The sequence below is a fragment of the Hyalangium minutum genome (genome assembly GCF_000737315.1).
Classification (GTDB): domain Bacteria; phylum Myxococcota; class Myxococcia; order Myxococcales; family Myxococcaceae; genus Hyalangium; species Hyalangium minutum.
On sequence record NZ_JMCB01000002.1, the window covers coordinates 350,763 to 372,954 of the forward strand.

The following is a 22,192-nucleotide window of genomic DNA, read 5'->3' on the forward strand; positions in this document are numbered from 1 at the left end:
ATCACAGCCGCGTGAGCCCCGCTGCTTTAGCGGCTTCGAATAATACCGCTGACACAAGCAGTAGCGCTAAGGGCACACGCACGCACTTCAATCTCAATCAAAAGAGCCGCTCGTGTTTCACTTCGGAGGGAACACCTGCGGGGTAGGGTGTCTCAATGCGAGTGATTGGGCGAGGAACTCTGAGTGGCCATGAGACAAATACACTCACAGAGTGTTTCAAGTTGAGACAGGCGGGCCCAGCAGCTGTACGGCCTTCGGAGTGAGGTGGAGCCCTTCCGGCACCCGCTCCACCCACGCCGCCAAGTCCGTCACGGGGCCTCCGAGCACCTCGAGCACCGTGTCCTCGCCGCGCACTTCCACCGGGCCAACGTGGACGCAGAGGTGCACGTGCGCGCCGACCTCGGAGGCGAGCAGCTCCGTCTCGCGGCGCAGGTGGCGCAGCGCCTCGTGCAGCCGCAGCGCCTGCTCGGGCGGGAGCGGGCCGGTGTCCTCTAGCAGGCGGATGCCCAGCAGCGCGGTGCCCGCCTGCAGCGCCAGCATGAAGCCGGTGGCGCGCAGCTGCTGCTCGAGGATGTCGAGCACCTCGGCGAGCGCGGCGTGCACCGCCTCGTCATCGTGCCCCGTGTCGGCCAGCTCCACCTCCGCGTGCACCGCCAGCGCCTGCCGCAGCTGGCCGGCGGCCACCGGCGTGCCCGGTGCGGACACCGCCTCGCGCAGCGCGGTGAGGAAGGCCTCGGTGTTCGGGAAGCGCTGCTGCGCTTCCTTCTCCAGGCAGCGCAGCACCACCGCGTCCACCGCGGGAGGCACGGGGGAAATGGCGCTCGCGCGCGGCGGCGGCGCCTCCAGGTGCAGCCGCTCCAGCTCCATCCGGTCCTTGGACTGGAATGGGTACTGCGCCGTCACCAACTGGAACAGCAGCACGCCCAGCGCGTAGATGTCCGTGGCGGGGGAGATGTCGCTGCCGCGCAGCTGCTCGGGCGCCATGGCAAAGGCGGTGCCCAGCCGCTGGCCGGCTACCGTCAGCCCCTGCTGGCCTCCCTGCGGCTGCATCACCTTGGCGATGCCGAAGTCCAACAGCTTGACTCTCGGATGCTCCCCATCCTCCACCACCATCACGTTGCTGGCCTTCAAGTCCCGGTGGACGATGCCCGCCTTGTGCGCCGCCTCCAGCGCCGCGCAGACAGGCTCCAGGTAGGCGAGCGCCCGCTCGGCCGACATCCTCCCTCGCTCGTGGATGAGCTGGCTGAGCGTGCGCCCCTCCAACAGCTCCATCACGAAGTAGGGGCTGCCATCCGGCATCATCCCGAAGTCGTACACATCCACCACATTCGGGTGGTGGATCTGGTTGACGATGCGTGCCTCGCGCACGAAGCGCTGCAACATCTCTCCCTGATCCGCCAGATGGGCGTGCAGCACCTTCACCGCCGCACGCCGCCCGAGGATGCGGTGCTCGGCCTCGTAGACGCTGCCGTGGCCGCCTGACGCGATGAGCCGCTTGAAGATGTACTCGCCCGCGAGCGCGTACTGTGGGCCCTCGGCCTTGGGTGGAGGGGAGGCGGTGTCCCAGGGGACCTGCGCCTTTCCGCCCTGGATTCGGTAAGTGTCCTCGGAGTCCCCCATGGGCGACACGCTAACTACCTGTGTCGTTGCATGCGAGAATTTGGCCGGGGCGGAGAGCGGCTCTCCCAGGGGATCCGGAAGTCCAGGATCCGTCATCCGAAAGCCCCTCTGGCGGAGGCCCTGTCTGTTGGTGAATGCTTCCAGGTGCAACAGACGCGCTAGGTTGGACGCCCGGCGGCGAGGCTGCTGGGATTCCCCGGGGAGAGTCTCCCCGGGGGGGTAACTGCCCATGACGATGCTGGATGATGTGACCACCCATGCGGGGATGCCGCTCATGGCCTCCTCGTCCTCTCCTGGAGCGTGCCTGATTCTGATCAGCACGGCGCTGCCAGGCTTGATTGGCAAGGCCTTCCCGCTGGCGCCGGGCGAGCACGTGGTGGGCCGCGGCTCCGAGGCCAGCATCCGCATTGATGACCATGGGGTGTCCCGGCGGCACGCGCGCGTGGTCCGTACGTCCGAGGGCGCGTGCTTCGTCACGGACCTGAAGTCCACCAACGGCACGTACCTCAACGGGGTGTCCGTCTCCTCGGCGGAGCTGCGCGAGGGGGACCGGCTGCAGATTGGCACCGGCACCGTGTTCCGCTTCTCCATCCGTGGGCAGCTCGAGCCCCGCGAGGAGCAGCTTCGCCAGGCGCTGTCCGCCGCGCGTGTGGGCATCTGGGACTGGAACGCCTCCTCCGGCGTGGTGACGTGGTCCGAGCACGTGGACCGCATGCTGGGCCTGCACGTGGGCAAGCTCTCCGGCCGCCCCATGGAGCTGCGCGAGGTGGTGCACCCGGAGGACCTGGAGCGCGTGAAGGCGGCGCTGGCCTCGGCGCTGGAGCAGAAGACGCACGTGGAGCTGGAGTACCGCATCGAGCCCGCGGGCAGCGGCTTCCGGTGGATCTCCTGCAAAGGAGACGTGCTGACGGACCTGGCTGGCGCTCCCGCGCGCATCACGGGCACGGTGATGGATATTACGGCGCGCAAGCAGGCCGAGCAGGAGCTGCGCCGCCACGCGCTCATCTTCGAGAGCTTCTATGACGGGGTGGTCATCACCGACTTGTCCGGCCGGATTGTGGACTTGAACCCGAGCGCGGAGCGGATGTTCGGCCGCGTCAAGTCGGAGACGCTGGGACTGACGCTCTTCTCGGTGCTGCACCCGGGGGAGACGGACGCGCTCACGGCGAAGATTTTCTCCACGCTGGAGCAGATGGGCCGCTGGACGGGCGAGGTGGAGTTCCAGCGCCGCGACGGCACCAGCTGCACCTGCGAGTCCGTGGCGGTACCGCTGCGGGACTCGGAGGGGCTCGCCATCGCCTGCATCCTGGTCCACCGGGACATTACGGAGCGCAAGCACCTGCAGGCGCGCCTGGTGATGGCGGACCGGCTCGCGTCCGTGGGCACGCTGGGCGCGGGCGTGGCGCATGAAATCAACAACCCGCTGGCCTACATGCTCGTCAACCTGCACCTCATCCGCTCGGGGCTGGAGCGGCTGGAGGCGCTGTCGCCGCCAGGCACCATCGAGCCGCTGCAACAGCTGGCCCAGGAGACGACCGAGGGCGCCGAGCGGATTGCCGCCATCGTGAAGGACCTGAAGACGTTCGCGCGCGGCGAGGCGGATGCACGGCTGGGCGCGGTGGACGTGCGGCGCGCGGTGGAGCTGGCGTGCAAGATGGCGGACAACATGCTGCGCCACCGCGCGCGGCTGATGCTGGACTTCGAGTCGGCGCCGCCCGTGGAGGCCAACGAGTCCCGGCTGTGCCAGGTGTTCCTCAACCTGCTGTTGAACGCGGCGCAGGCCATCCCCGAGGGCGAGCCGCCGGAGCGCCATGAGATTGCCGTGCGCATCCGCACGAAGGAGCCCGGGCAGGTGGTGGTGGAGGTGCGGGACACGGGCGCGGGCATGACGTCCGAGGTGCTCTCGCGCGTGTTTGATCCGTTCTTCACGACGAAGCCGGTGGGCGAGGGCACGGGCCTGGGGCTCTCCATCTGCCACGGCATCATCGAGTCGATGGGCGGCACCATCTCCGTGGAGAGCACGCCGGGCAAGGGCAGCACCTTCCGCGTCGTGCTGCGCGCCATGGAGGTGGAGGAGGACATCCCCACGCGCGTCGACTTGCGGACCCTCGGCGCGGTGTCGGCCGCGCCGCGCGCACGGGTGCTCGTGGTGGATGACGAGCCGAACGTGACATCCGCGCTGCGGCGCGCCCTGGGCTCCGACCACGACGTGTCCACCGCCAACAGCGCCCGCGATGCGCTGCAGCTGCTGACGCGGGACCGTGGGTTCGACATCATCCTGTGTGACTTGATGATGCCGGGGATGACGGGCATGGACCTGTACGCGGAGCTGGACAAGGAAGCGCCCGAGGTGGCCACACGGGTGGTCTTCATGACGGGCGGTGCGTTCACTCCCCGCGCCGTCACCTTCCTTCAGGGCGTGCCGAACCCCAAGATTGGCAAGCCCTTGAACCTGGAGGAGCTGAGGGTGCTCGTCAGCCGGCGCGCCGCCGGGGCCCAGCGATGACGGTCCCCTCGAGGTCCCTGGAGCCGGTGGCTCTTGGAGGCGCTTCCGAGCAGACGCTCGTGCCCCCTCCGGCACAGGAGACACTGGGCACAGGCCGGGAGTTCACTCCGCGTGCGCTGGCCACCGGGTGCCTCATCGGAGCCGTGCTGACTGTCTCCAACCTCTACATGGGGTTGAAGACGGGGCTCTGGGAGAGCGGCTCCATCATGTCGGCGGTGCTGGGCTTCAGCGGCCTGGCGGCGTTGGGGCGGCGGTGGGGTGGGGCGCCGGGGCCGCTGGAGACGAACCTCTCGCAGTCGACCTCGAGCGCCACGGGTGCGGTGCCCGCCGCGGCAGGGCTGTTGGGCACGGTGCCGGCGCTGGCGCTGATGGGAGTGACCGTGCCCGCGTGGAGCCTGGTGGCCTGGGGCGCGTCGCTGGGGCTGCTCGGGGTGATGGCCTCGCACCTGCTGCGCAGGCGGCTGCTGGTGGACGAGGCGCTGCCATTCCCCACGGGCGCAGCCACCGCCGAAGTGATTACCGCCATGCACAGGGAAGGGGCCATGCGGCAGCCGGGGCGGGCCAAGGCGCTGATGGGCGCGGGGCTGTGCTCCATGGCGCTGACCTGGGCGAGGGATGCGCTCAAATGGGTGCCCGACGTGACGGCGTTTCCGGGGCGGCTGGCGGGGTTGCCCGCGGCCACCTTCACCTGGGGCTTCGGCTGGATGCCGCTGGCGCTGGGGGTTGGGATTCTGGCGGGGCTGCCCATGGGGCTGAGCATGCTGCTGGGCGCCGTGCTGGCCTTTGGTGTGCTGGCGCCCCCGCTCGTGAGCTCGGGGGTGGTCGCGGAGAGTGGCGGCTATGAGGCGCTCTCCATTTGGCTCGTCTGGCCTGGCGTCGGGTTGATGGTGGGCGGGGCGCTCGTCTCGCTCGCGTCGCAGGCGCGCTCGCTCTTCAGGGTGGTGAAGGATCTGCGCGCGCTGGGGAGCGGGGATGTGCGCTCCCTCCGCTGGCTCCTGGTGGCGGCGCTGGGGGCGTGTGGCGTGGTGCTCGCCCTGGGCGTGGGAGTGTTTGGGCTGTCCCTGCTCCAGGCGCTGGTGATGCTGGCGCTCGTGGTGCCACTGTGCGCGGTGTGCGCGCGCGGGGCGGGGCAGGTGGATGTGGCTCCGGTGGGTTCCATGGGCCAGGCCGCGCAGATTGCCTCGGGCACCTTCTTCCCAGGGCCGAGCGCGGTCAATGTCGCCGCGGGCGGCGTGGTGGCGGGAGCGGTGGCGCACACGGGCGTGGGCCTCTGGTCTCTCAAGGCTGGACACCTGCTGGGTGCCGCGCCCCAGCGCCAGCTCCTCGCACAGTTGCTGGGTGTGCTCGTGGGGTCCGTGGTGGCTGTGCCTGCGTATCTGCTGCTGGTGCAGACCCATGGGCTCGCGAGCAAGGCACTGGCCGCACCCTCGGCGCAGCCGATCCGCGTGGTGGCGGAGCTCTTTACGCGGGGGGGCTCGGGGCTGCCGCCGTATGCGCTCCTGGCAGCGGGGATTGGCTTCGGACTGGGCGTCGTGCTGGCGCTGGCCGCGCGCGGGAGGCTGGAGCGCTTCCTGCCGTCACCGGTGGCCATGGGCATTGGCTTCATTCTGCCCGCGTTCGTCGCGGTGACGATCGCCCTGGGCGGGCTGCTGGCCGCGGTGGCGCGCCGCGTCCGGCCTCAGTGGACCGAGCAGTACCTCCCTGCGGTGGGAGCGGGCACCATCACCGGTGAGTCCCTGATGGGGCTGGCCATCGCGGCGCTCACGTGGTTCGGGGTTCTGGGGCACTAGCATCGATGGCCCCCGAAACTCCGTGAGCTACGCCGGGCTCGAGGCCCGCTCCAGCGCTCGTCGCAGCCGCCCTTCCATGAGGTTGGGGATGGTGGCGGCCCGCTCCAGCGCCTCCTTCAGGACGCGCACTGCCTCCTCGCGCTCTCCTCGCCGCAGCGCCGCCAGCCCCATCATCTCCAGCACCTCCAGCGGCTCCTGCTCCATGGACACCTCCGCCGAGCGCAGCCGGAGCTGCTGCCACGCCTCCTGGCTGGCGTCCTGCGTGGTGAGCTCCACCATGGAGAAGAGCACCTCCTCGGAGGCGCTGAGCGCAGAGGCCTGCCGCTGCCGGGACAGCACCCCGCGCACCTGCGCCAGCCGCTCCATCGCCTGTGCGTACTTGCCCTCCCAGGCCAGCACCCGCGCGTCCAGCAGCAGCCCCCAGGGCCGAGATGCCACCTCGGGGTGCTGGCGCTCCAGGTCGATGGCCCGTGCAATGTGTGGCGCCGCCGCCCCCGCGTCCCCCGCCTGGTAGTACAGCTCTCCCAGGTTGTGCTCGGCGAAGTACTCCCAGCCCACCATGCCCAGCTCGCGGCCCAGGTGCATGAACCGCAGCTGATCCTTCACCGCGTTGGCCAGGTCCTTGCGCGACACCCAGAGGTTGCGCCGGTTGTTGATGGCGCTGCCCAAGTGGAACCGGTCACCGCGCTTCGTGCACGAGGCGATGACGTCCTCCAGCACCTCCGCTGTCTCCGTGATGCGGCCCAGGTTGGGGAGGATGACGGCCAGCAGCAACTGCGCCACCACCCGCGTCTCGTAGCCCGCGTCTCCCAGCAGGTTCGCGCTGTCCGCGGCCGCCTCCAGCGGAGGACAGGCCTCCGCCCAGCGGCCCTTGCGGAACCACGTCATGCCCACGCCCAGCAGCAGCCGTGCCCGGACATAGGTGGAGGCCACCTTGCCCACCCGTGCATGCGCCGCATCCACGCAGGCCGCCGAGCGCTCGTAGTCGTTCATCCAGTCCCGCGCCATCGCCTCGTCCAGCAGCACCTCCACCTCGGCGCGCACGTCGGCCACCCGCCGGGCCATCTCTCGCGCCTTCGTGAAGTCCGCCAGCGAGTCCTCGTACCGGCCAATGCGGTAGCGCATCATCCCCCGCCCCCGGTAGAGCGTCAGCCCGCGCAGCTCGTCCGCCGAATCCAACAGCGCCAGCGCGCGTGTGTAGAGTGTCTCCGCGTCCAGGTAGGCGTGACGGCCGCGGGCGGACTCGGCCAGATCCAAGTAGAGCGCGAGCGCCTCCTCCCGCATGCCCGCCACCGCCGCGTGGAAGGCCAGCCGGGGGATGAGCTGCCGCTCGTGGGCGGCGCTGCGGCTCTCGAAGAAGCGGAAGGCCGCGCGGTGGATGTGGATGCGCTCGGCCTCGGGCAGCGTGTGGGCCACCGCCTCGCGTACCAGCTCGTTGCGGAAGCTGATCTCCTCGTGGCGGTGCTCCACCAGCAGCCCCTGGTCCAACAGCCGGCGCGTGGCGTGGCCCGGGTCCAACGGGAAGTCCGCCGCGAGCCCCTCGCGCTCCAGCTCCCGCACCACGCCCTCGGCCGAGGTGGCGGTGAAGTCCGAGCCCAGCAGTGCGCACAGCCGAGCGTGCGCCGCCAGCGCCGGAGGGAGGGCCCCCAGCTCACGGTCCGCCAGCCACTCCACCAGCCGCAGCTCCGGGAGGGTGTTCAGCTCGTCGGTGACGAGGTACCAACTGCCCCCATCGCCGCGCTGGCGCACCAGGCCCTGCCGCTTGAGGGCTCGCACGAGCTCCACCAAGAAGAGGGGCACGCGGCGGGCGCGCTCGACGATGCGCTCCACCGCTTGAGCGGGCACGTTGTCCACCGGGCGCAGCAGCGTGCGGCACAGTGCCTGCGCATGCTCGGGCGCCAGCGGCTCCAGGGTGAGGCGGAGTCGATGGGCGGCGCGCGTGCCCCAGGCGGGACGGCTGCGCTCGAACTCCGGGCGCGCCAGCACGCCGATCCACAGAGGCACCCGGGTCTCCGCCAGACACGCGTACTCCAGCGCATCCAGCGAAATCTCATCCGCGAAGTGCGCGTCATCGAGCAGCAGGCACAGCGGGCGCTCGCGGGCGATGGCCGCCAGCAGCTCTCCGGTGGCGCGCATGGCCAGCGAGCGCAACGCACCCGGTGCTGCGGCCCGGCTCTGCAGCTCGGGGCTGTCCGGGGCGGACCACCCCAGTGTGGCGGACACGCCGGGCCACAGCTCCGCGGCCAGCTCGGGCCCCAGCCGCGAGAAGAAGGCATTGCGGCCCTCCTCCACCGAGCCGGTGTCATCCTTCTCGAAGGCGTGGAGCGCCAGGCGCAGCAGCGTGCGCAGGGTGCCCGAGGGGTCTCCCTGCACGGGCTCGCGCGCGCGCAGCGTGTAGACGCGGGCCCGGGGCAGGGACTCGCGCACCCGGTGGGCCAGCTCCGCGCTGAAGTGGCTCTTGCCGTGGCCCCGCTCGCCCAGCACCGTGGCCAGCGTGGGAGCGCGCTCCTCCAACGCCCGGCGCACGCTCGCCCAGAAGGACTTCAGCTCCTCGTCCCGGCCGATCAGCACCTCGCTGCCGAGCTTGAGCACGGTGGCCTCCGTGCGCGGCGCCACTTCGGCGGGCACGGGGCGCAGCAGGCCCTCGCGGTCGGGGACAGACGCGAAGCTCACGTCGGGCACGGCGTCCGCCGCCGCGGAGGTGAGCATCAGGGGGATGGTGTCCGTGGCGGCGGGGTAGCGCTCCTTGCGCGTGAAGATGCTGCCCAGGTAGCGCGGCGGCGAGCCCGGGCGCTGCTGCACGGTGACGGTGGCCACGTCCACGAGCGCCGTCGTCACCAGCCCGCGCTCCTCCAGCTCCTGCGCCGCGCGCATGGCCCGCTGCACCGGATTCTCCCCGGCGTTGAGATCGAACACGCCGGCGAACCGGGGGCCGTCGCGCCAGGCCACCTGCCCGCCGAGCCCGCTCAGCACCTTCTGGATGGAGACGGGGTTGCCGGTGGAGGAGCAGAGCAGCACCGCCACCGAGCGGCGGGCCTGGGCGGGGCGAGCGGGCTCCTCGGGGGAAGCGGGACGCGCGGGAGCTTCCCGGACGGGCGGGGCAGAGTAGACGGGCTGGGAGAGCGCCTCGCGCAGCGCCCCGCGCACAGCGGCCCCACTGTCGAAGCGCCGGAAGCGCTCCTTGGAGAGGCACTGGAGCACCACGGCCTCCACGGCCGGTGAGACGGGGGCCAGCTCCGAGGGGCGCTGGGGCCTCAGCGAGAGGTGCGATTGAAGCACCTGCGTGTGGAGGCCGAAGAAGGGGGGGCGCCCGGTGAGCATCTCGTACAGGAGCACCCCGAATGCGTAGACGTCCGTGCGCGCATCCAGCAGGGCGGAGCCCGCGCATTGCTCGGGGGCCATGTACTCCGCGGTCCCCGCGTAGGCGTGCGCACTGGCCGTGGAGGCGTCTCCGGGGAAGGGGGGCAGGGCCGGGGAGCGCGCCAGCCCGAAGTCGATGAGCCGCACGCGCGCGGGGTCCGCGTCCAGGAAGAGGTTCTCCGGCTTGAGGTCGCAGTGGATGAAGCCCCGCGTGTGGAGCGAGTCCAGCGCCTCCGCCATGGCGAGCGCGTGCGAGGAGAACTCCTGCGGCGGCAGGGGGCCGGAGGGCTCGGCCAGGCGCTGGGCCAGGGTGGGCTGCGCCACATACTCCATCACCATGCAGCGGCCACCGGCCTCGAGCGGGCTCAGCTCATACAGCGCGGGCGTCAGCGGAGGGCCGATGAGCCGCAGCGCCTCGGCCTCGCGGGTGAGCAGGGCGGCGGCCAGGGAATGGCCAGTCGGAGGGACCTTGAGGGCCACGGGGGTGTTGTCCGAGAGCCGGTGTCCGCCCAGCACTGTGGCGAAGCCGCCGCGCGCGATGAGGCGATCGACGCGGTAGCCCACCAGAGAGAGCTCCGGGGCCGCGAGGCTCTCGGGCAGAGGCGCTGGGGCGTTCAGGCCAGGGCCCCCCTGTGGACACACGGGGTGAGTTCCCTCCCAGCGCCTGCCGCATGTCTGACAGCGAGGCACGCTCAAACTCTACGTGTCTGGTCCAACGCCTTCCATGGCGGGTACCCGGTAGGTCGGTGGGACAATGTGTCACCGCAAGCGGACGAGCCTGGACTGCGCGTGAAGCCCGCTGCTGACCGCGCTTTCAGCCAGTCCCTGAAACAGTGGGGTGTCACTCGAGCCCGCCCGAGTCGTAGCTGGAGGGTACGTCCACGTGGAAGACGAGCTCCACCGTGCGCTTCTCCGCCGGAGCCAGCGGGAGCTTCCAGGTGGCGATGCCGTCCGCTGCGTCCAGCGCGTAGCCCGCCGTCGTCTTCTTCGCGTCCAGCTCCACCTTCACGTCCTCCAGCTCGGACACGGGGATGTGCTCGGACACCTCGAGCTGCTCGGGCGTCTTGCGGTAGTTGGCCACCTCGAAGCGGTAGGCGTAGCGGAAGCGCCGCTTGCCGCCGAAGAGGCCCGTGTCCCGGGCCACCTCCTCTACCACCTGCCGCTCCACGCGCAGGCCCTCCTCGATGCCGAACGTCAGCTCGAAGGGGGCGCCTTGCGCCACGCGCTCCAGCGGCTGGCGGCCGAGGAAGCCCGTCTGCCGGAACACGTCCACCGGGCCCGCCAGCAGCGGGAAGGGCGCCGTGTTGGTGAGCCGCGCCACGCGGAACACCACCGGGTACAGCTTGGGAATGGTGCGCCAGGCGAAGGAGGCCTGGAGCGGGGTGCGCGCCACCCTCAGCCGCACCTCCGAGCCGTCTCCCGGCACATTCGCCCGCTCCGGTACGGTGAGCTGCACGGAGAGCCCCTGGGCCTTGGCATGCAGGGACTCTCCGCCGGAGGGAGGGGTGCTGGCTCCCGACTGCGCGTGCTCCTGGCGCTCCTCGCGGCTCACGAGCACCTTGCGCTCCACCTTGCGCTCCCGGGAGGAGACGAACAGGGGCCGCAGCTCCGGAGGCGTGGCGTTCTCATCCGGCACGGCGGTGGAGAGCACCAGCTGCGCCTCCTTCCAGTCCTCGCCGGAGGCCTGCTTCACCGTGGCGTAGGTGGACAGCTCCACCCGCTGGCCCTGCTCGTCGGCGCGGGCCTCGTAGGCCGGCTGCCAGGAGGCGCCGCCCACCAGGTAGGTGAGCTCCACGCGGGCCTGGGTGCCCGAGGGGCAGTCCAGCCGCACCTCCACGCTCCGGTCGATGCGCGCCGAGGCCGCCAGCGTCCGCTGCTCCTGGGTGGAGAGCTCGGCCAGGGCGCGCGAGGTGGTGCGCAGCTTGGAGGCTTGGGCCTCCCGCTCGGCGCTGGCGCGCAGCCGGGAGCCGAGCGCCGTGTCCAGCGCGGTGCCCCACGCGCGGGTGTCCGGCTTGGCCTCGGTGAACTCGCGGCGGATGCGCCCGAGCGCCACGTTCATGAGGCCCGAGCCCAGCGAGTCCAGGGCCAGGGCGCGCGCGCGGGCATGCTCCAGGGCGGCCAGCTCGCGCTCCAGCTCCACGCGCTGCTTCTCCTGCTTCTCTCGCTCGGCGCCGTAGCGCGTCTGCCGCGTGTGCTCGGAGGCGAGCAGGCCCTCCACGGTGCCCCGGTCGGCGCGCGCCCGGAAGCTGGAGGGATCCGCGGCAGGGGGCAGCTCCTCGAAGCGCGCCAGGGTATCGCGGCCCGTGCACGTCACCGTCTGCGCGCGCGTCACCTGGGCGCGGTCGGGGTAGACGACGACGGAGCTCACCGAGGGAGTGGCGGCGAGCACCCACAACGTCAGGGACAGGGTGTGCATGGTCGCTCCTCCTTATTGAGACTGGGACAGGCGCCAGCCCTTCGGGCGGCGCAGGGTGTATTCGAAGGACACCACCGTCTTGCCCGAGGCGGGCACGGTGAGCTCCCACTCCAGCGCGCCCTTCACCTTGTCCTGCTTGGCGTAGGGCTCGGTGCGCACGAGCTTGATCTCCACGTCCTTGTCCTTCGTGAGCGGCCACTGGTCGTGGATGCGCACCGGAAGGGGGAAGGCGTAGGGGTTGGCCACTTCGAGGGTGACGCGGTACAGGGTCTCCTCGTCCTTGCTGATGAAGCCCTTCTCTGACTCGACGAGCGTCACGTTGCGCACGGGCCGCACCGCGCGGTCCACGCCCAGCGGCAGGGTGAAGCGCTCGCCGGGCGCCACAAGCTTCAGCGAGGCCGTGCCCGCGGGGTCCGAGCCGACGAAGAGGCTGGCCTCGCCCCCGGGCAGCACCTGCTTCGAGGGGCTCTGCAGCTCCGCCACGAGGAAGGCATCCCGGGCGAGCGCGGGGAACAGCTTGCGCTCGGTCTTCACGGGCCAGGACTCGGTGAAGAGCGGGACGAGCCGTCCGCCTCCACCGCTGGGGATGGTCTCCCGGCGCGCGGAGGGAAAGGCCAGGTCATAGCCTCCGGCGAGCGAGGCCGGCAGGCGCGGATCCACGGCGGGCCGACGCCAGGCCGCGGGAGGCGCGAGCCCCACGCCCAGGGTCGTCGTGGGAACGGAGGGCCGGGAGCTGCTGGTCAGGCCTCCGAACGAGTGGCTCCCGGTGACAACCACCTCTTCGAGATACTCCTCGGGAGGCATGGACCCGGCCGCCAAGGAAGGAGGTGGGGGTGGCGCAGGCGGGGGCTTGGCCTCGTAGGTGCTGCCTGGAGCCTGATTCCCAGCGAGCACTGACGCGTCCGCGTTGATGCCCGTGGCAGGGGAGTCCACGTCGAGCCCGTTCACGACGTACTCCGTCTGCCCAGCCGGCGTGGCCTGAACCCGGGCGAGCAGCCGCTGGCGGAGCTGATCACTCTCCTTCGCCTCGGCGGGGAGGGGCGGAGGAAGCGGAGGCGGCGGGCGGGACGGCCGGACGAGCGGAGCGGGTGTGGGGATGAAGCGCTCTTGCTGGCCAATCTTCCAGGTGGCGAGCTTGGGCAGGGCGGTGGCGGTGGCGGGGATGGCGGTGCTGAGCGTGAGCACCGCGTCCTGCCAGTCCTCGCCGGACTCCTGGCTCACGAATCCGAAGAAGGACACCTGCACCCGGTTCGTCTCAGGGGCGAGCTGCAGCTCGTAGCGGGGGAACCAGCGCGCGTTGCCGGTGACATAGGTGAGGGTGAGCTTCACCGGGCCACTGCCCGAGAGCGTGGGCGCCACCTCGAGCCCAGGGCTGCGAGGCGCACCGCCCAGCCGGGAGGCCTCCTGGAGCTGGCGCTCGCGCGTTCTCTCGAGGTCTCGAATCCGCGCGTCCAGCTCGCGCAGCCGCGCCTGGAGCTTGTCGAGGGTATCGATCCAAAAGGTGCTGGCCGCGTTCCAGCCGGAGGGGTCCAAGCGGGGGGGCGGGGCCTTGTCTCGGTCTCCCTCGGGGAGGGGCTGAGGGTTCAGGCCCCGGAGAGCGGAGAGCTGGGTGTTGCACGCCTCCCGCTCGGAGCGGGTGCGGGTGAGCTGGTCATCCAGCCGGTCCAGCGCGTCGAGCACCTTGCGGGCCTCGGTGGCGAGCAGCATCTCGGGGCTGACGGGCTTCAGGTCCACGCGGGAGACTTCGGCGCCCTCGGCTTCCACGCGGACGGAGGAGGCATCTACCGCGCCGTGGAGGAGGGGCAGCTCCACGCGCTGGGAGCCCGAGAGGGTGAGCTGGGCGGTGCGGACCACCCGCGCCTGGTCGCTGTAGACGGTGACAGAGGTAATGGGCGCATCGACGGCGGTGGCCAGCGCCCCGAAGCCCAAGAGTCCAAGCAGGAGCATGGGGCCATCGTGACAGCTTCACTCGAAGAGGTCACAAAACGGTTGCGCGCGCTCTTTCCATCGGGAGCCCCCGTTTCCTCCTGGGCGGTCCTCGGGTGGGGGCCTCGTCCCCAAGGTCCCTTCTCTGAGGGAGAGACCGTCGCGACACGGGGGCTCCCATCTCGCGGTGATTACGAGGGCTCGCCGAGGAAGCGGCGCCGGAGCGTGCGCGTCACTTCCGTGTCCCAGCGGAGCGAGAGGAGCTCCACGACGGTGCGGCGCCAGCGAAGGGCGCACGCCAGACACGCCAGGGTGGCCAGCAGGCCAATGAGGGTGTTCTGCCAGGAGGCCAGGTTCCACTGTCCCTTCCAGAACCACTCCTGCAGGGAGTGAGGCCAGAAGTAGTGGATGGGCCAGCCGGGGCCGCTGCCGGCCAGGTCACACAGCAGGTGCAGGTGGAAAGCGGCGAGGGAGAGCAGCGCCACCCCTCCTCGCTTCCGGGCGAAGGCGGTACAGAGGGCCATCGTCCCGAGCGCTGCCACGTACCCATGGGTGAGGACGTGGTGGTACTTCCCGTAGAGGTCCTCTCCCGCCAGGAGCGTGAGGCCATCCAGGTCCGGCGCGAGTCCCGCGAGGGTGACGAGCACCCGGTCACGTCTATCCGGCAGACCTTGGGCGGCCAGCCAGGACAGCTCCGCGTGGACGATGGGATTCATGGGCGGGGAGCATATCCCGGAAAGGGCTGCTCCCCGCCGGAGCCCTTAGCGCTTGGGGGCGCGGGCCTTGGCCAGCGCGGGCTTGCGGCGCATGAGCAGCACCAGCGCGAGCGCCACGGCCGCAGCCATCACCGGCATGCCACCGCTGGCGGAGGCCCCACAGCCCTGGCCGGCCTGCAAGTCACCCGCGGACCCATTGGGGTCACGCGGCAGCGAAACAGGGCTGCCTGGTTGCTGGGAGGGAGTCGGAGAGTTGACGGAGGGCGGCGTCTGCTGCACGGGCGTCGTGGGCAGGCCGACGGGGGGCGGAGCCGGCGTGGTCTCGGCAACGGGAGCCGGCGGCATCACGTCCTCCAGCGTCGTGCCCATGGCGAAGCCGTCGTGGTAGACGACGCCCACCTGAGAGATGGAGTTGTCGCGGTACAGGCCGAGCTTCAGGTAGTTGCGGTCGCCGCTGAACTGGGTGGCCGCATACGTCTTCGGGGCCGCGAGCTTGCCATCCTTGTACAGCTCCACGAAGCCCGTGCTGGGGTTGGACGACCACTTCACGTGCAGGACGAAGTCATTCCACTGGCCGCGCACGAGCGGGCCGCTCCAGATGATCTTCCCCTCGCTGCCGCCGGCGCGCAGGAACATCTCCTCTCCCACGACGTAGAACTCCAGCGGCGGAGAGCCGCAGCAGCCCTCCTGGTGCCACTGGGCGAAGAGCTGCCACGTGTTGGCGATGGGGTAGTTCGCGGGGAACAGGGTGCTCCACTTGTAGTAGTACTCGGAGCCCTGAGCCTCCTCGGTGAGGTACAGCACCTCGTTCCGGTTGCCGCTCGCGGCGATGGGGTTGTCCCCTTGGCGCACGGTCACCTTCAGGGCCTTGGAGCCCTCGCGCGTGACATCCGAGACGATTTGGAGCCGGTCATCCGCCACGCTCTGGGCACGAGTCCATTGCGACAGGTCACCTGTCTCGAAGTCGCCCTTCCACAACGTAGAGGCAGAGGCGATGGCCGGCAGCAACAGGACAGGGGCAAGTTTCAGGAAACGCTTCACTCAAGCTCCTTTTGTCGTTCCTTGAGCCGTTTCGGACAAATGACGCGGGAAAACCCATCCCCAGGGCTGAGCTCGCCAAGCCTCAGGGGAGCAGGCCCCGGTGGGGCCGCCTCGGCTCGTGACGTGCAGGCCTGCGCTCCTGTCCCTCGCTGCCCACCGAGGGAGCGCGAATGCGTCATGATTTCAAGGGCGTGCACCACAGCGCCGCAGTGCGTAAGCAGCGGCTGACAAGCCCCAGCGGCGCCTGTGAGTCCTGCTGCTCGCTCCGCAGGCAGGCGCGAAGAAAGACGCAGTGCACGGCCGGGTTGAGCCTGGTTCCTCGGACGGTATCCAGCAGGCGGCGAAGGGCTGGGCCGAGGGCTGGAGGGGCTCCGAAAAGCTCTGCCATGCCTAAGAGCCCATGCCATGCTCGCGATGGATCTGAGCTGGAGGGGTGGCCGTGAGCCCTGCGTCCCCGCGCAACATGAGCGACTACGAGGCCGTCCGCCGTTCCTTTCAATGGGAGCGGCCCGAGCACTTCAACTTCGCCCAGGATGTCATCGACAAACACGCGGCCGAGCGGCCGGGGGCCCTGGCGCTCCTGTGGAGCGACGAGGCCGGGAACGAGCGGCGCTTCACGTTCGCGGAGCTGAAGCAGCACTCGGTGCACGCGGCGCAGTTCCTCCTGAGCTTGGGGATGCAGCGAGGGGACCGGGCCTTCATCCTCATGCCGAGGGTGCCGGAGTGGTGGTTCCTGGTGCTCGGGTGCATCCGGGCGGGCATCGTCTTCATGCCGGGGACGCCCATGCTGACGACGAAGGACATCCGGTATCGGATCTTCGCGTCGGATGCGGCGGCGGTCATCACGGACGCGAGCTGCCTGGACCGCTTCGAGGGCCTGGTGGGCACGGGGCGGGTGGAGAACTGGATCTGCCTGGGGAAGGCGCCCTCGCCGTGGGTGCGCTACGAGCCGGGAGCGGGGACAGGCGTGCACGGGCTGACGTTCGAGCACACGCGGGCGGATGAGCCCATGCTCATCTACTTCACGTCCGGCACCACGGGCATGCCGAAGATGGTGCTGCACACGCAGGCAAGCTACGGCCTGGGGCACCAAATCACGGGGCGGTACTGGCTGGACCTGACGCCGGAGGACCGGCACCTGACGTTGTCGGACACGGGCTGGGCGAAGTGTGCCTGGGGCAAGCTCTTCGGGCCGTGGAGCCAGGGAGCGTGCAACGTCGTCTACGACTTCCGAGGGCGCTTCGACGCGGCGAAGGTGCTGCAGGTGCTGGAGCGGCAGAAGGTGACGACGTTCTGCGCGCCGCCGACGGCGTGGCGAGCGCTGGTGCTGCAGGACCTGTCGAAGTTCGACCTGAAGGCCATCCGGCACGTGGTGAGCGCGGGCGAGCCGTTGAACCCCGAAGTCATCGATACGTGGAAGCAGGCCACGGGGCTGTACATCCGCGAGGGCTACGGGCAGACGGAGACGGTGATGGTGGTGGGCATGTTCCCGTCGCTCGAGCCGAGGGCGGGCTCCATGGGCAAGCCATCACCGGGCTTCACGGTGGACGTCATCAACGAGCAGGGGCAGCCAGTGCCGGTGGGGCAGGAGGGAGACATCGCGGTTCGAGTGGCGCCCGAGCGTCCAGTGGGCCTGTTCCACGGCTACCTGAATGACGAGTCCGCGAACCAGGCTTGCCGCCGAGGGGACTGGTACGTGACGGGGGACCGGGCGGTGAAGGACGCGGACGGCTACTTCTGGTTCGTGGGGCGTGCGGACGACGTCATCAAGACGTCGGGCTACCGGGTGGGGCCATTCGAGGTGGAGTCCGCTCTGCTGGAGCACGTGGCGGTGGCGGAGTCAGCGGTGATTGGGGTGCCGGACGAGCGCATTGGCCAGCGCATCAAGGCGTACGTGGTGCTGGCGCCGGGACACCGGGGCTCGCCAGAGCTGGCCATGGAGCTGCAGGAGCACGTGAAGAAGACCACGGCTCCTTATAAGTACCCGCGGGAGATCGAGTTCGTCACCGAGCTGCCGAAGACGGTGAGCGGGAAGATCCGCCGTGCGGAGCTGCGAGGCACGCTGATGTCCTCGTGAATGAGGACCGCGACGGTCTCTCAGCTCCAGTCGGAGTGGACGAAGCCCGCTTCGGGCTTGTCGCGGCGCTGGTAGGTGTGCGCGCCGAAGGCGTCACGCTGCGCCTGCGTGAGGTTCTGCGGCAGCTCCGGGCTCCGGTAGCTGTCCAGGTACGCCAGGCTCGACGTGAACACCGGCACTGGGATGCCCAGCCGCACCGCCGTTCCCACCAGGCGCCGCCATGCCGGAGCCATCTTCGTCAGCACCGGCGCAAACGCGTCCGACACCACCAGGTTCGGCAGCTCCGGCTGCTGCGTGAAGGCCTCGCGCAGCGGGCTCAGCAGCTTCGCGCGGATGATGCAGCCACCCCGCCAGATGCGCGCCATCTCCGCCAGCGACACATTCCAGCGGTACTCCTTCGACGCCGCCTGGATGAGCCGCATCCCCTGCGCGTACGTCACCACCCGCGCCGCGTACAGCGCGTCATGCGCCCAGGACACGAGGTTCGCCTTCTCCTCGTCCGTGAGCGACAGCGGCGGTGCCGGGAGCTTGGCACTGGCCGCCACGCGCTCCTCCTTCATCGCCGACAGGTTGCGCGCATCCAGCGCCGCCGCGATGGACGGCACCGGAATCCCCAGGTCCAGCGACACCTGCACCGTCCACTTGCCCGTGCCCTTCTGGCCCGCCTTGTCCAGCACCAGATCCACCAGCGGCTTGCCCGTCTCCGAGTCCTTCTTCCGCAGCACCTTGATGGTGGTCTCCAGCAGGAAGGACTCGGCGATGCCCTCGTTCCACTTCGCGAAGGTGTCCGCCAGCGCGTCCGCCGACAGCCCCAGCCCCCGGCGCAGCACGTCGTACGTCTCCGCCAGGAGCTGCATGTCCGCGTACTCGATGCCGTTGTGCACCATCTTCACGAAGTGCCCCGCGCCATCCGGGCCCACGTGCGTCACACACAGCCCCGACTCGGCCCGGGCCGCGATCGCCTCCACCACCGGGCGGATGAGCGCGTATGCCTCGGCCGGGCCCCCCGGCATCAGCGAGGGCCCGTGCCGCGCGCCCTCCTCACCGCCGGACACGCCCATGCCAATGAAGTGCAGGCCCTTCTCCCGGAACGCCTTCTCGCGGCGCTGCGTGTCGAGGAACCACGAGTTGCCGCCGTCAATCAGCACATCCCCCGGCGACAGCAGCGGCGCCAGCTGCTCCATCATCGAGTCCACCGGCGCGCCCGCCGTCACCATCAAGAGGATGCGGCGCGGACGTTCCAGCATTTGCACGAACTCTGCCAGCGAGCCCGTGCCCTTCATCTCCGGGTGCCCGTGCTTCGCGTGGATCGCGTCGATCTTCTCCGGGTGCCGGTCCCATGCCGCCACCTTGAAGCCGCGGTCCGCCACGTTGAGTGCGATGCTCGCCCCCATCACTCCCATGCCGGCCACGCCGAACTGGAATGCGCCCTGGGAATTCGCTGCTGAACTCATCGAGTCCTCCTGGAGGATCCGCCCTTGGGGCGGATCCGAGTCTGCGTCACTGTCCCGCCGCCGCCCGGTCCATGATCCACACCGCGTTCTGGATGCGCCCCGATGGCAGGTCCTCGCCCGAGAACACCCGCCGTGCGGCGTCCCGCTTGCCCTCGCCCGCCACCGCGAACAGTACATGGCGGGCCGCGTTCAACACCGGCAGCGTCAGCGTCAGCCGCCAGGGCGGAGGCTTGGGCCCCACCACCGCCAGCACCTTGCGCTCCTTCTCCTCCACCGAAGCCAACCCGGGAAACAACGAGGCCGTGTGCCCATCCTCGCCCATGCCCAGCAGCACCACGTCGAGCACGGGTGGCAGTAGCGCCTCGTAGTCCCTCGCGGCCGCGTCCCGGTCCTCGCGCTCGCCCTCCATGCGGCGGACCTGCTGCAGCGAGATGCCCCCGGGCCGGAAGAGCGTCTCCTCCGCGAGGAAGTAGTTGCTCTCCGGGTTGTCCGGCGGCACGCACCGCTCGTCCGCGAAGTAGAAGTCCACCCGCTCCCACGGCAGCTTCATGCCCGCCAGGATGCGGTAGATGGGCCCCACCGTCTTCCCGCCCGAGAGCGCGAAGCTGCACCGCCCCCCGCCCGCAAGCGTCCGCTGAAGCACCTCCGCGAGCCACTCGGCCGTCCGTGGCGCCAGCTCCGAGGACTCCACAACCCTCTTCTGCGTGGGGCTCACTTGATCACCGTCCAGCGCCGGCCGTCCTTCGCGAGCAGCTGTGCCGCCGCGTCCGGCCCCGTGCTCCCCGGTGCGTACTCGTGAATCGGGCCGCCCTGGCCAGACTCCAGCGCCCGGAGGATGGGAGTGACGTAGGCCCACGCCTGTTCCACGCTGTCCTTGCGCGCGAACAGCGTGGCGTTGCCGCGCATGCAGTCCAGCAGCAGGCGCTCGTAGGCCTCGGGCACGGGCTTGGCGAAGGACTCCGCGTAGCCGAAGTCCATGGTGACGCCAGCAATGCTCACGTCCTCGCCCGGCACCTTGGACTCGAACGAGAGGGCGATGCCCTCCTGGGGCTGGATGCGCAGCCGCAGCACGTTGGGCTGCAGCCGCTGGCACGCCTCGCCCGTGCTGAACAGGCTGATGGGCACCGCCTTGAAGTGGATGGACACCTCCGTGAGCCGCTTCGCCAGCTTCTTGCCCGCGCGCAGGTAGAAGGGCACGCCCTGCCAGCGCCAGTTGTCCACGTTCATCTTCATGGCCACGTAGGTGGGCGTGCGCGAGTCCTTCGCCACGCCCTGCTCCTCGCGGTAGCCCTTGTACTGGCCGGCCACCACGTGCGAGGCCACCTCCTCGCCCTCCACCGAGCGCAGCGCCCGGAACACCTTGTTCTTCTCGTCGCGGATGTCCTCCGCCCCGAACGAGGTGGGCGGCTCCATCGCGCACAGCGCCAGCACCTGCAGCAGGTGGTTCTGCACCATGTCGCGGATGACGCCCGTCTCGTCATAGAAGTGCCCGCGCCCGCCCTCCATCCCCAGCGCCTCCGTGGCGGTAATCTCCACGTGGTCGACGTAGTTGCGGTTCCACAGCGGCTCGAAGATGAGGTTGGCGAAGCGGAACACCAGGATGTTCTGCACCGTCTCCTTGCCCAGGTAGTGGTCGATGCGGAAGATCTGCCGCTCGTCCAGCACGGAGGCCAGGTTGCGGTTCAGCTCCTTCGCCGTCTCCAGGTCGCGGCCGAAGGGCTTCTCGATGACGAGCCGCCGCCAGGGGCGCTGGCCGGGCTGCTCCTCGCGCGGCAGCAGGCCGGCTCCGGCCAGGCCCTTGAGCAGGGGGGGGAAGGTGGAGGCGGGGGTGGCCAGGTAGTAGAGCTGGTTGCCCTGGGTGTTGTAGCGCTTGCCCACGGTGTCCAGGCGCTCGCGCAGCCGCTGGAAGGCGGCGGGGTCGTCATAGTTGCCGGAGATGCACTCCATCCGCGAGGCGAAGCGCTCCCAGGTGGGCTCGTCCAGGGGCTGGGTGCGAGCGAACTTCTGGAGGCCCTCCTTCACCTGGGCGCGGAAGGCGTTGTCGTCCTGCGCCGAGCGGCTGAAGGCCACCAGGGCGAACTCCTCCGGAAGGAGCCCGGAGCGGGCCAACTCGAAGAGGGCGGGGAAGAGCTTGCGCTGGGCCAGGTCTCCCGTGGCTCCGAAGAGGACGAGGATACACGGGTCCGGGCGATCCGCGCGGACGATGGGTTCGCCCTCGCGAGGGGTGGTCTGGATGTGCAGACCCTGGGCATCCATGCGGGCTTCCTCCGGGACTGAAGCGGTGGATGGGGGCACACCTTAAGAGGCTTTGCCCCCGGATGCTGGAGAAAGCGCGCGCAGTGTCCTTACCCGAGCAACTGCTTCCAGTTCTGTGCGCGAGCCCAGTCCTCGAAGGAGCGCCAGCCCACCTCGGGGTAGTCCTTGCGGAGGGCGGCGATGTCAGCGCTGTAACCCTTCGTGTCGAACCACTCGAACATGATGCCCATGTCCTCGTTCTGGGCACGCATCTGCGCCACGGGGACTTCCACGTACTTGAACGGCTTGCCGGAGGCGCGCGAGAAGAGCTCCGCCACCTGCTCACCGGACAGCTCGTTGGAGGCCAGGTTGATGCGCTTGCCGAGGAAGTGCTCGCGCCGGTCGATGACGAGCGCGCCGAAGTTGCCGATCTCCTCCACGCTGATGTGCTGCAGGACGCGCTTGCCGGGCATGGCGAGGGCGACGACGCCCTGCTTGAGGCCCCCGCCGAACCAGGAGCTCACGAGGTTCTCGGCGAAGAACACAGGGGCGATGATGGTGTAGGGGAGGCCGGACTTGACGAGGTACTCCTCGACGCGGGCCTTGCTGTCGAAGTGAGGGATGCCCGTCTCTTTGTCGGCGTCGGAGACGGAGGTGTAGACGACGTGCTTGACGCCGGCGGCCTTGGCGGCGTCCACGGCGGTGATGCCCTGGCGCGTCTCGGTGTCCATGCCGGCCTCGAAGGGCGTGCTCATGATGAAGACGGCATCCACACCCGTCATGGCGCGCACGAGCGCATCGCTGTCATCGAAGCTGCCCACGGCCAGCTCGGCGCCGAGCTGCTTGAGCGCGAGCGCCCCGGCGGAGTCCGGCTTGCGCGTGAGAGCGCGGACCTTGTGACCCTTCTTGAGGAGTGCGCGAGCGACCGCGCCACCCTGCTGGCCCGTGGCACCGGTGACAAGAACGGAGAGAGGCTTCGACATGGGGTTCCTCCTGGTTTCGAGTAGACGAAAGCCTCCTAAAGCAACCGGGATGCCATCGCCAAGTCCTT

The 22,192-nt window shown here is 70.1% G+C and carries 13 protein-coding genes; 3 read left to right on the forward strand and 10 right to left on the reverse strand.

The window, feature by feature from the left end; all coding sequences use genetic code 11:
- Positions 1–216 precede the first annotated feature (216 nt).
- Positions 217–1,620 carry a serine/threonine-protein kinase gene (locus tag DB31_RS05180; protein WP_044183088.1) on the reverse strand — a complete coding sequence of 468 codons (1,404 nt, stop codon included), beginning with the start codon at positions 1,618–1,620 and terminating at the stop codon, positions 217–219.
- Between the two features lie 229 nt (positions 1,621–1,849).
- Here DB31_RS05180 and DB31_RS05185 point away from each other — a divergent pair, with 229 nt between their 5' ends.
- Positions 1,850–4,126 (forward strand): serine histidine kinase EspA, encoded by a 2,277-nt coding sequence (locus tag DB31_RS05185; protein WP_044183094.1) that lies wholly within the window; start codon positions 1,850–1,852, stop codon positions 4,124–4,126.
- Positions 4,123–5,916: an OPT/YSL family transporter gene (locus DB31_RS05190; protein WP_044183097.1), complete on the forward strand. Its 1,794-nt coding sequence runs from the start codon at positions 4,123–4,125 to the stop codon at positions 5,914–5,916. Before DB31_RS05185 ends, DB31_RS05190 begins: the two co-directional genes overlap by 4 nt.
- A gap of 27 nt (positions 5,917–5,943) precedes the next feature.
- Here the strand turns inward: DB31_RS05190 and DB31_RS05195 are convergent, their stop codons facing one another.
- The 5 genes from DB31_RS05195 to DB31_RS05215 form a co-directional block, all read right to left on the reverse strand.
- The gene (locus DB31_RS05195) at positions 5,944–9,918 is read right to left on the reverse strand and encodes a serine/threonine-protein kinase (RefSeq protein ID WP_420806666.1); all 3,975 of its coding nucleotides are present in this window, start codon (positions 9,916–9,918) and stop codon (positions 5,944–5,946) included.
- Positions 9,919–10,117: 199 nt separating this feature from the next.
- A complete protein-coding gene (locus DB31_RS05200; RefSeq protein WP_044183102.1) occupies positions 10,118–11,692 on the reverse strand; it encodes a mucoidy inhibitor MuiA family protein in 1,575 nt (524 codons plus the stop codon).
- Positions 11,693–11,704: 12 nt separating this feature from the next.
- Complete coding sequence (locus DB31_RS05205) at positions 11,705–13,639, reverse strand: DUF4139 domain-containing protein (RefSeq protein WP_044183105.1); 1,935 nt, start codon at positions 13,637–13,639, stop codon at positions 11,705–11,707.
- A gap of 170 nt (positions 13,640–13,809) precedes the next feature.
- A complete protein-coding gene (locus tag DB31_RS05210; protein ID WP_044183108.1) occupies positions 13,810–14,334 on the reverse strand; it encodes a metal-dependent hydrolase in 525 nt (174 codons plus the stop codon).
- A gap of 45 nt (positions 14,335–14,379) precedes the next feature.
- Positions 14,380–15,375, reverse strand: coding sequence for a polysaccharide lyase family 20 protein (locus DB31_RS05215; RefSeq protein WP_044183111.1), 996 nt, complete (start codon positions 15,373–15,375; stop codon positions 14,380–14,382).
- Positions 15,376–15,838: 463 nt separating this feature from the next.
- On the opposite strand from DB31_RS05215, the gene DB31_RS05220 reads away from it, so the two are divergent.
- Entirely contained in the window at positions 15,839–17,452 is a 1,614-nt protein-coding gene (locus tag DB31_RS05220) for an acetate--CoA ligase (RefSeq protein WP_044183114.1), read from the forward strand.
- Between the two features lie 20 nt (positions 17,453–17,472).
- On the opposite strand, the gene gndA is transcribed toward DB31_RS05220, so the two are convergent.
- The 4 genes from gndA to DB31_RS05240 all read right to left on the reverse strand — a co-directional run bounded on the left by gndA (position 17,473) and on the right by DB31_RS05240 (position 22,124).
- Entirely contained in the window at positions 17,473–18,906 is a 1,434-nt protein-coding gene (gene gndA / locus DB31_RS05225) for an NADP-dependent phosphogluconate dehydrogenase (RefSeq protein WP_044183116.1), read from the reverse strand.
- Positions 18,907–18,952: 46 nt separating this feature from the next.
- Complete coding sequence (gene pgl / locus DB31_RS05230) at positions 18,953–19,621, reverse strand: 6-phosphogluconolactonase (RefSeq protein ID WP_044183119.1); 669 nt, start codon at positions 19,619–19,621, stop codon at positions 18,953–18,955.
- Entirely contained in the window at positions 19,618–21,162 is a 1,545-nt protein-coding gene (gene zwf / locus DB31_RS05235) for a glucose-6-phosphate dehydrogenase (protein WP_044183122.1), read from the reverse strand. The genes pgl and zwf overlap by 4 nt, the downstream gene beginning before the upstream one ends.
- 89 nt (positions 21,163–21,251) lie before the next feature.
- A complete protein-coding gene (locus DB31_RS05240) occupies positions 21,252–22,124 on the reverse strand; it encodes an NmrA/HSCARG family protein (RefSeq protein ID WP_044183125.1) in 873 nt (290 codons plus the stop codon).
- Positions 22,125–22,192 lie beyond the last annotated feature (68 nt).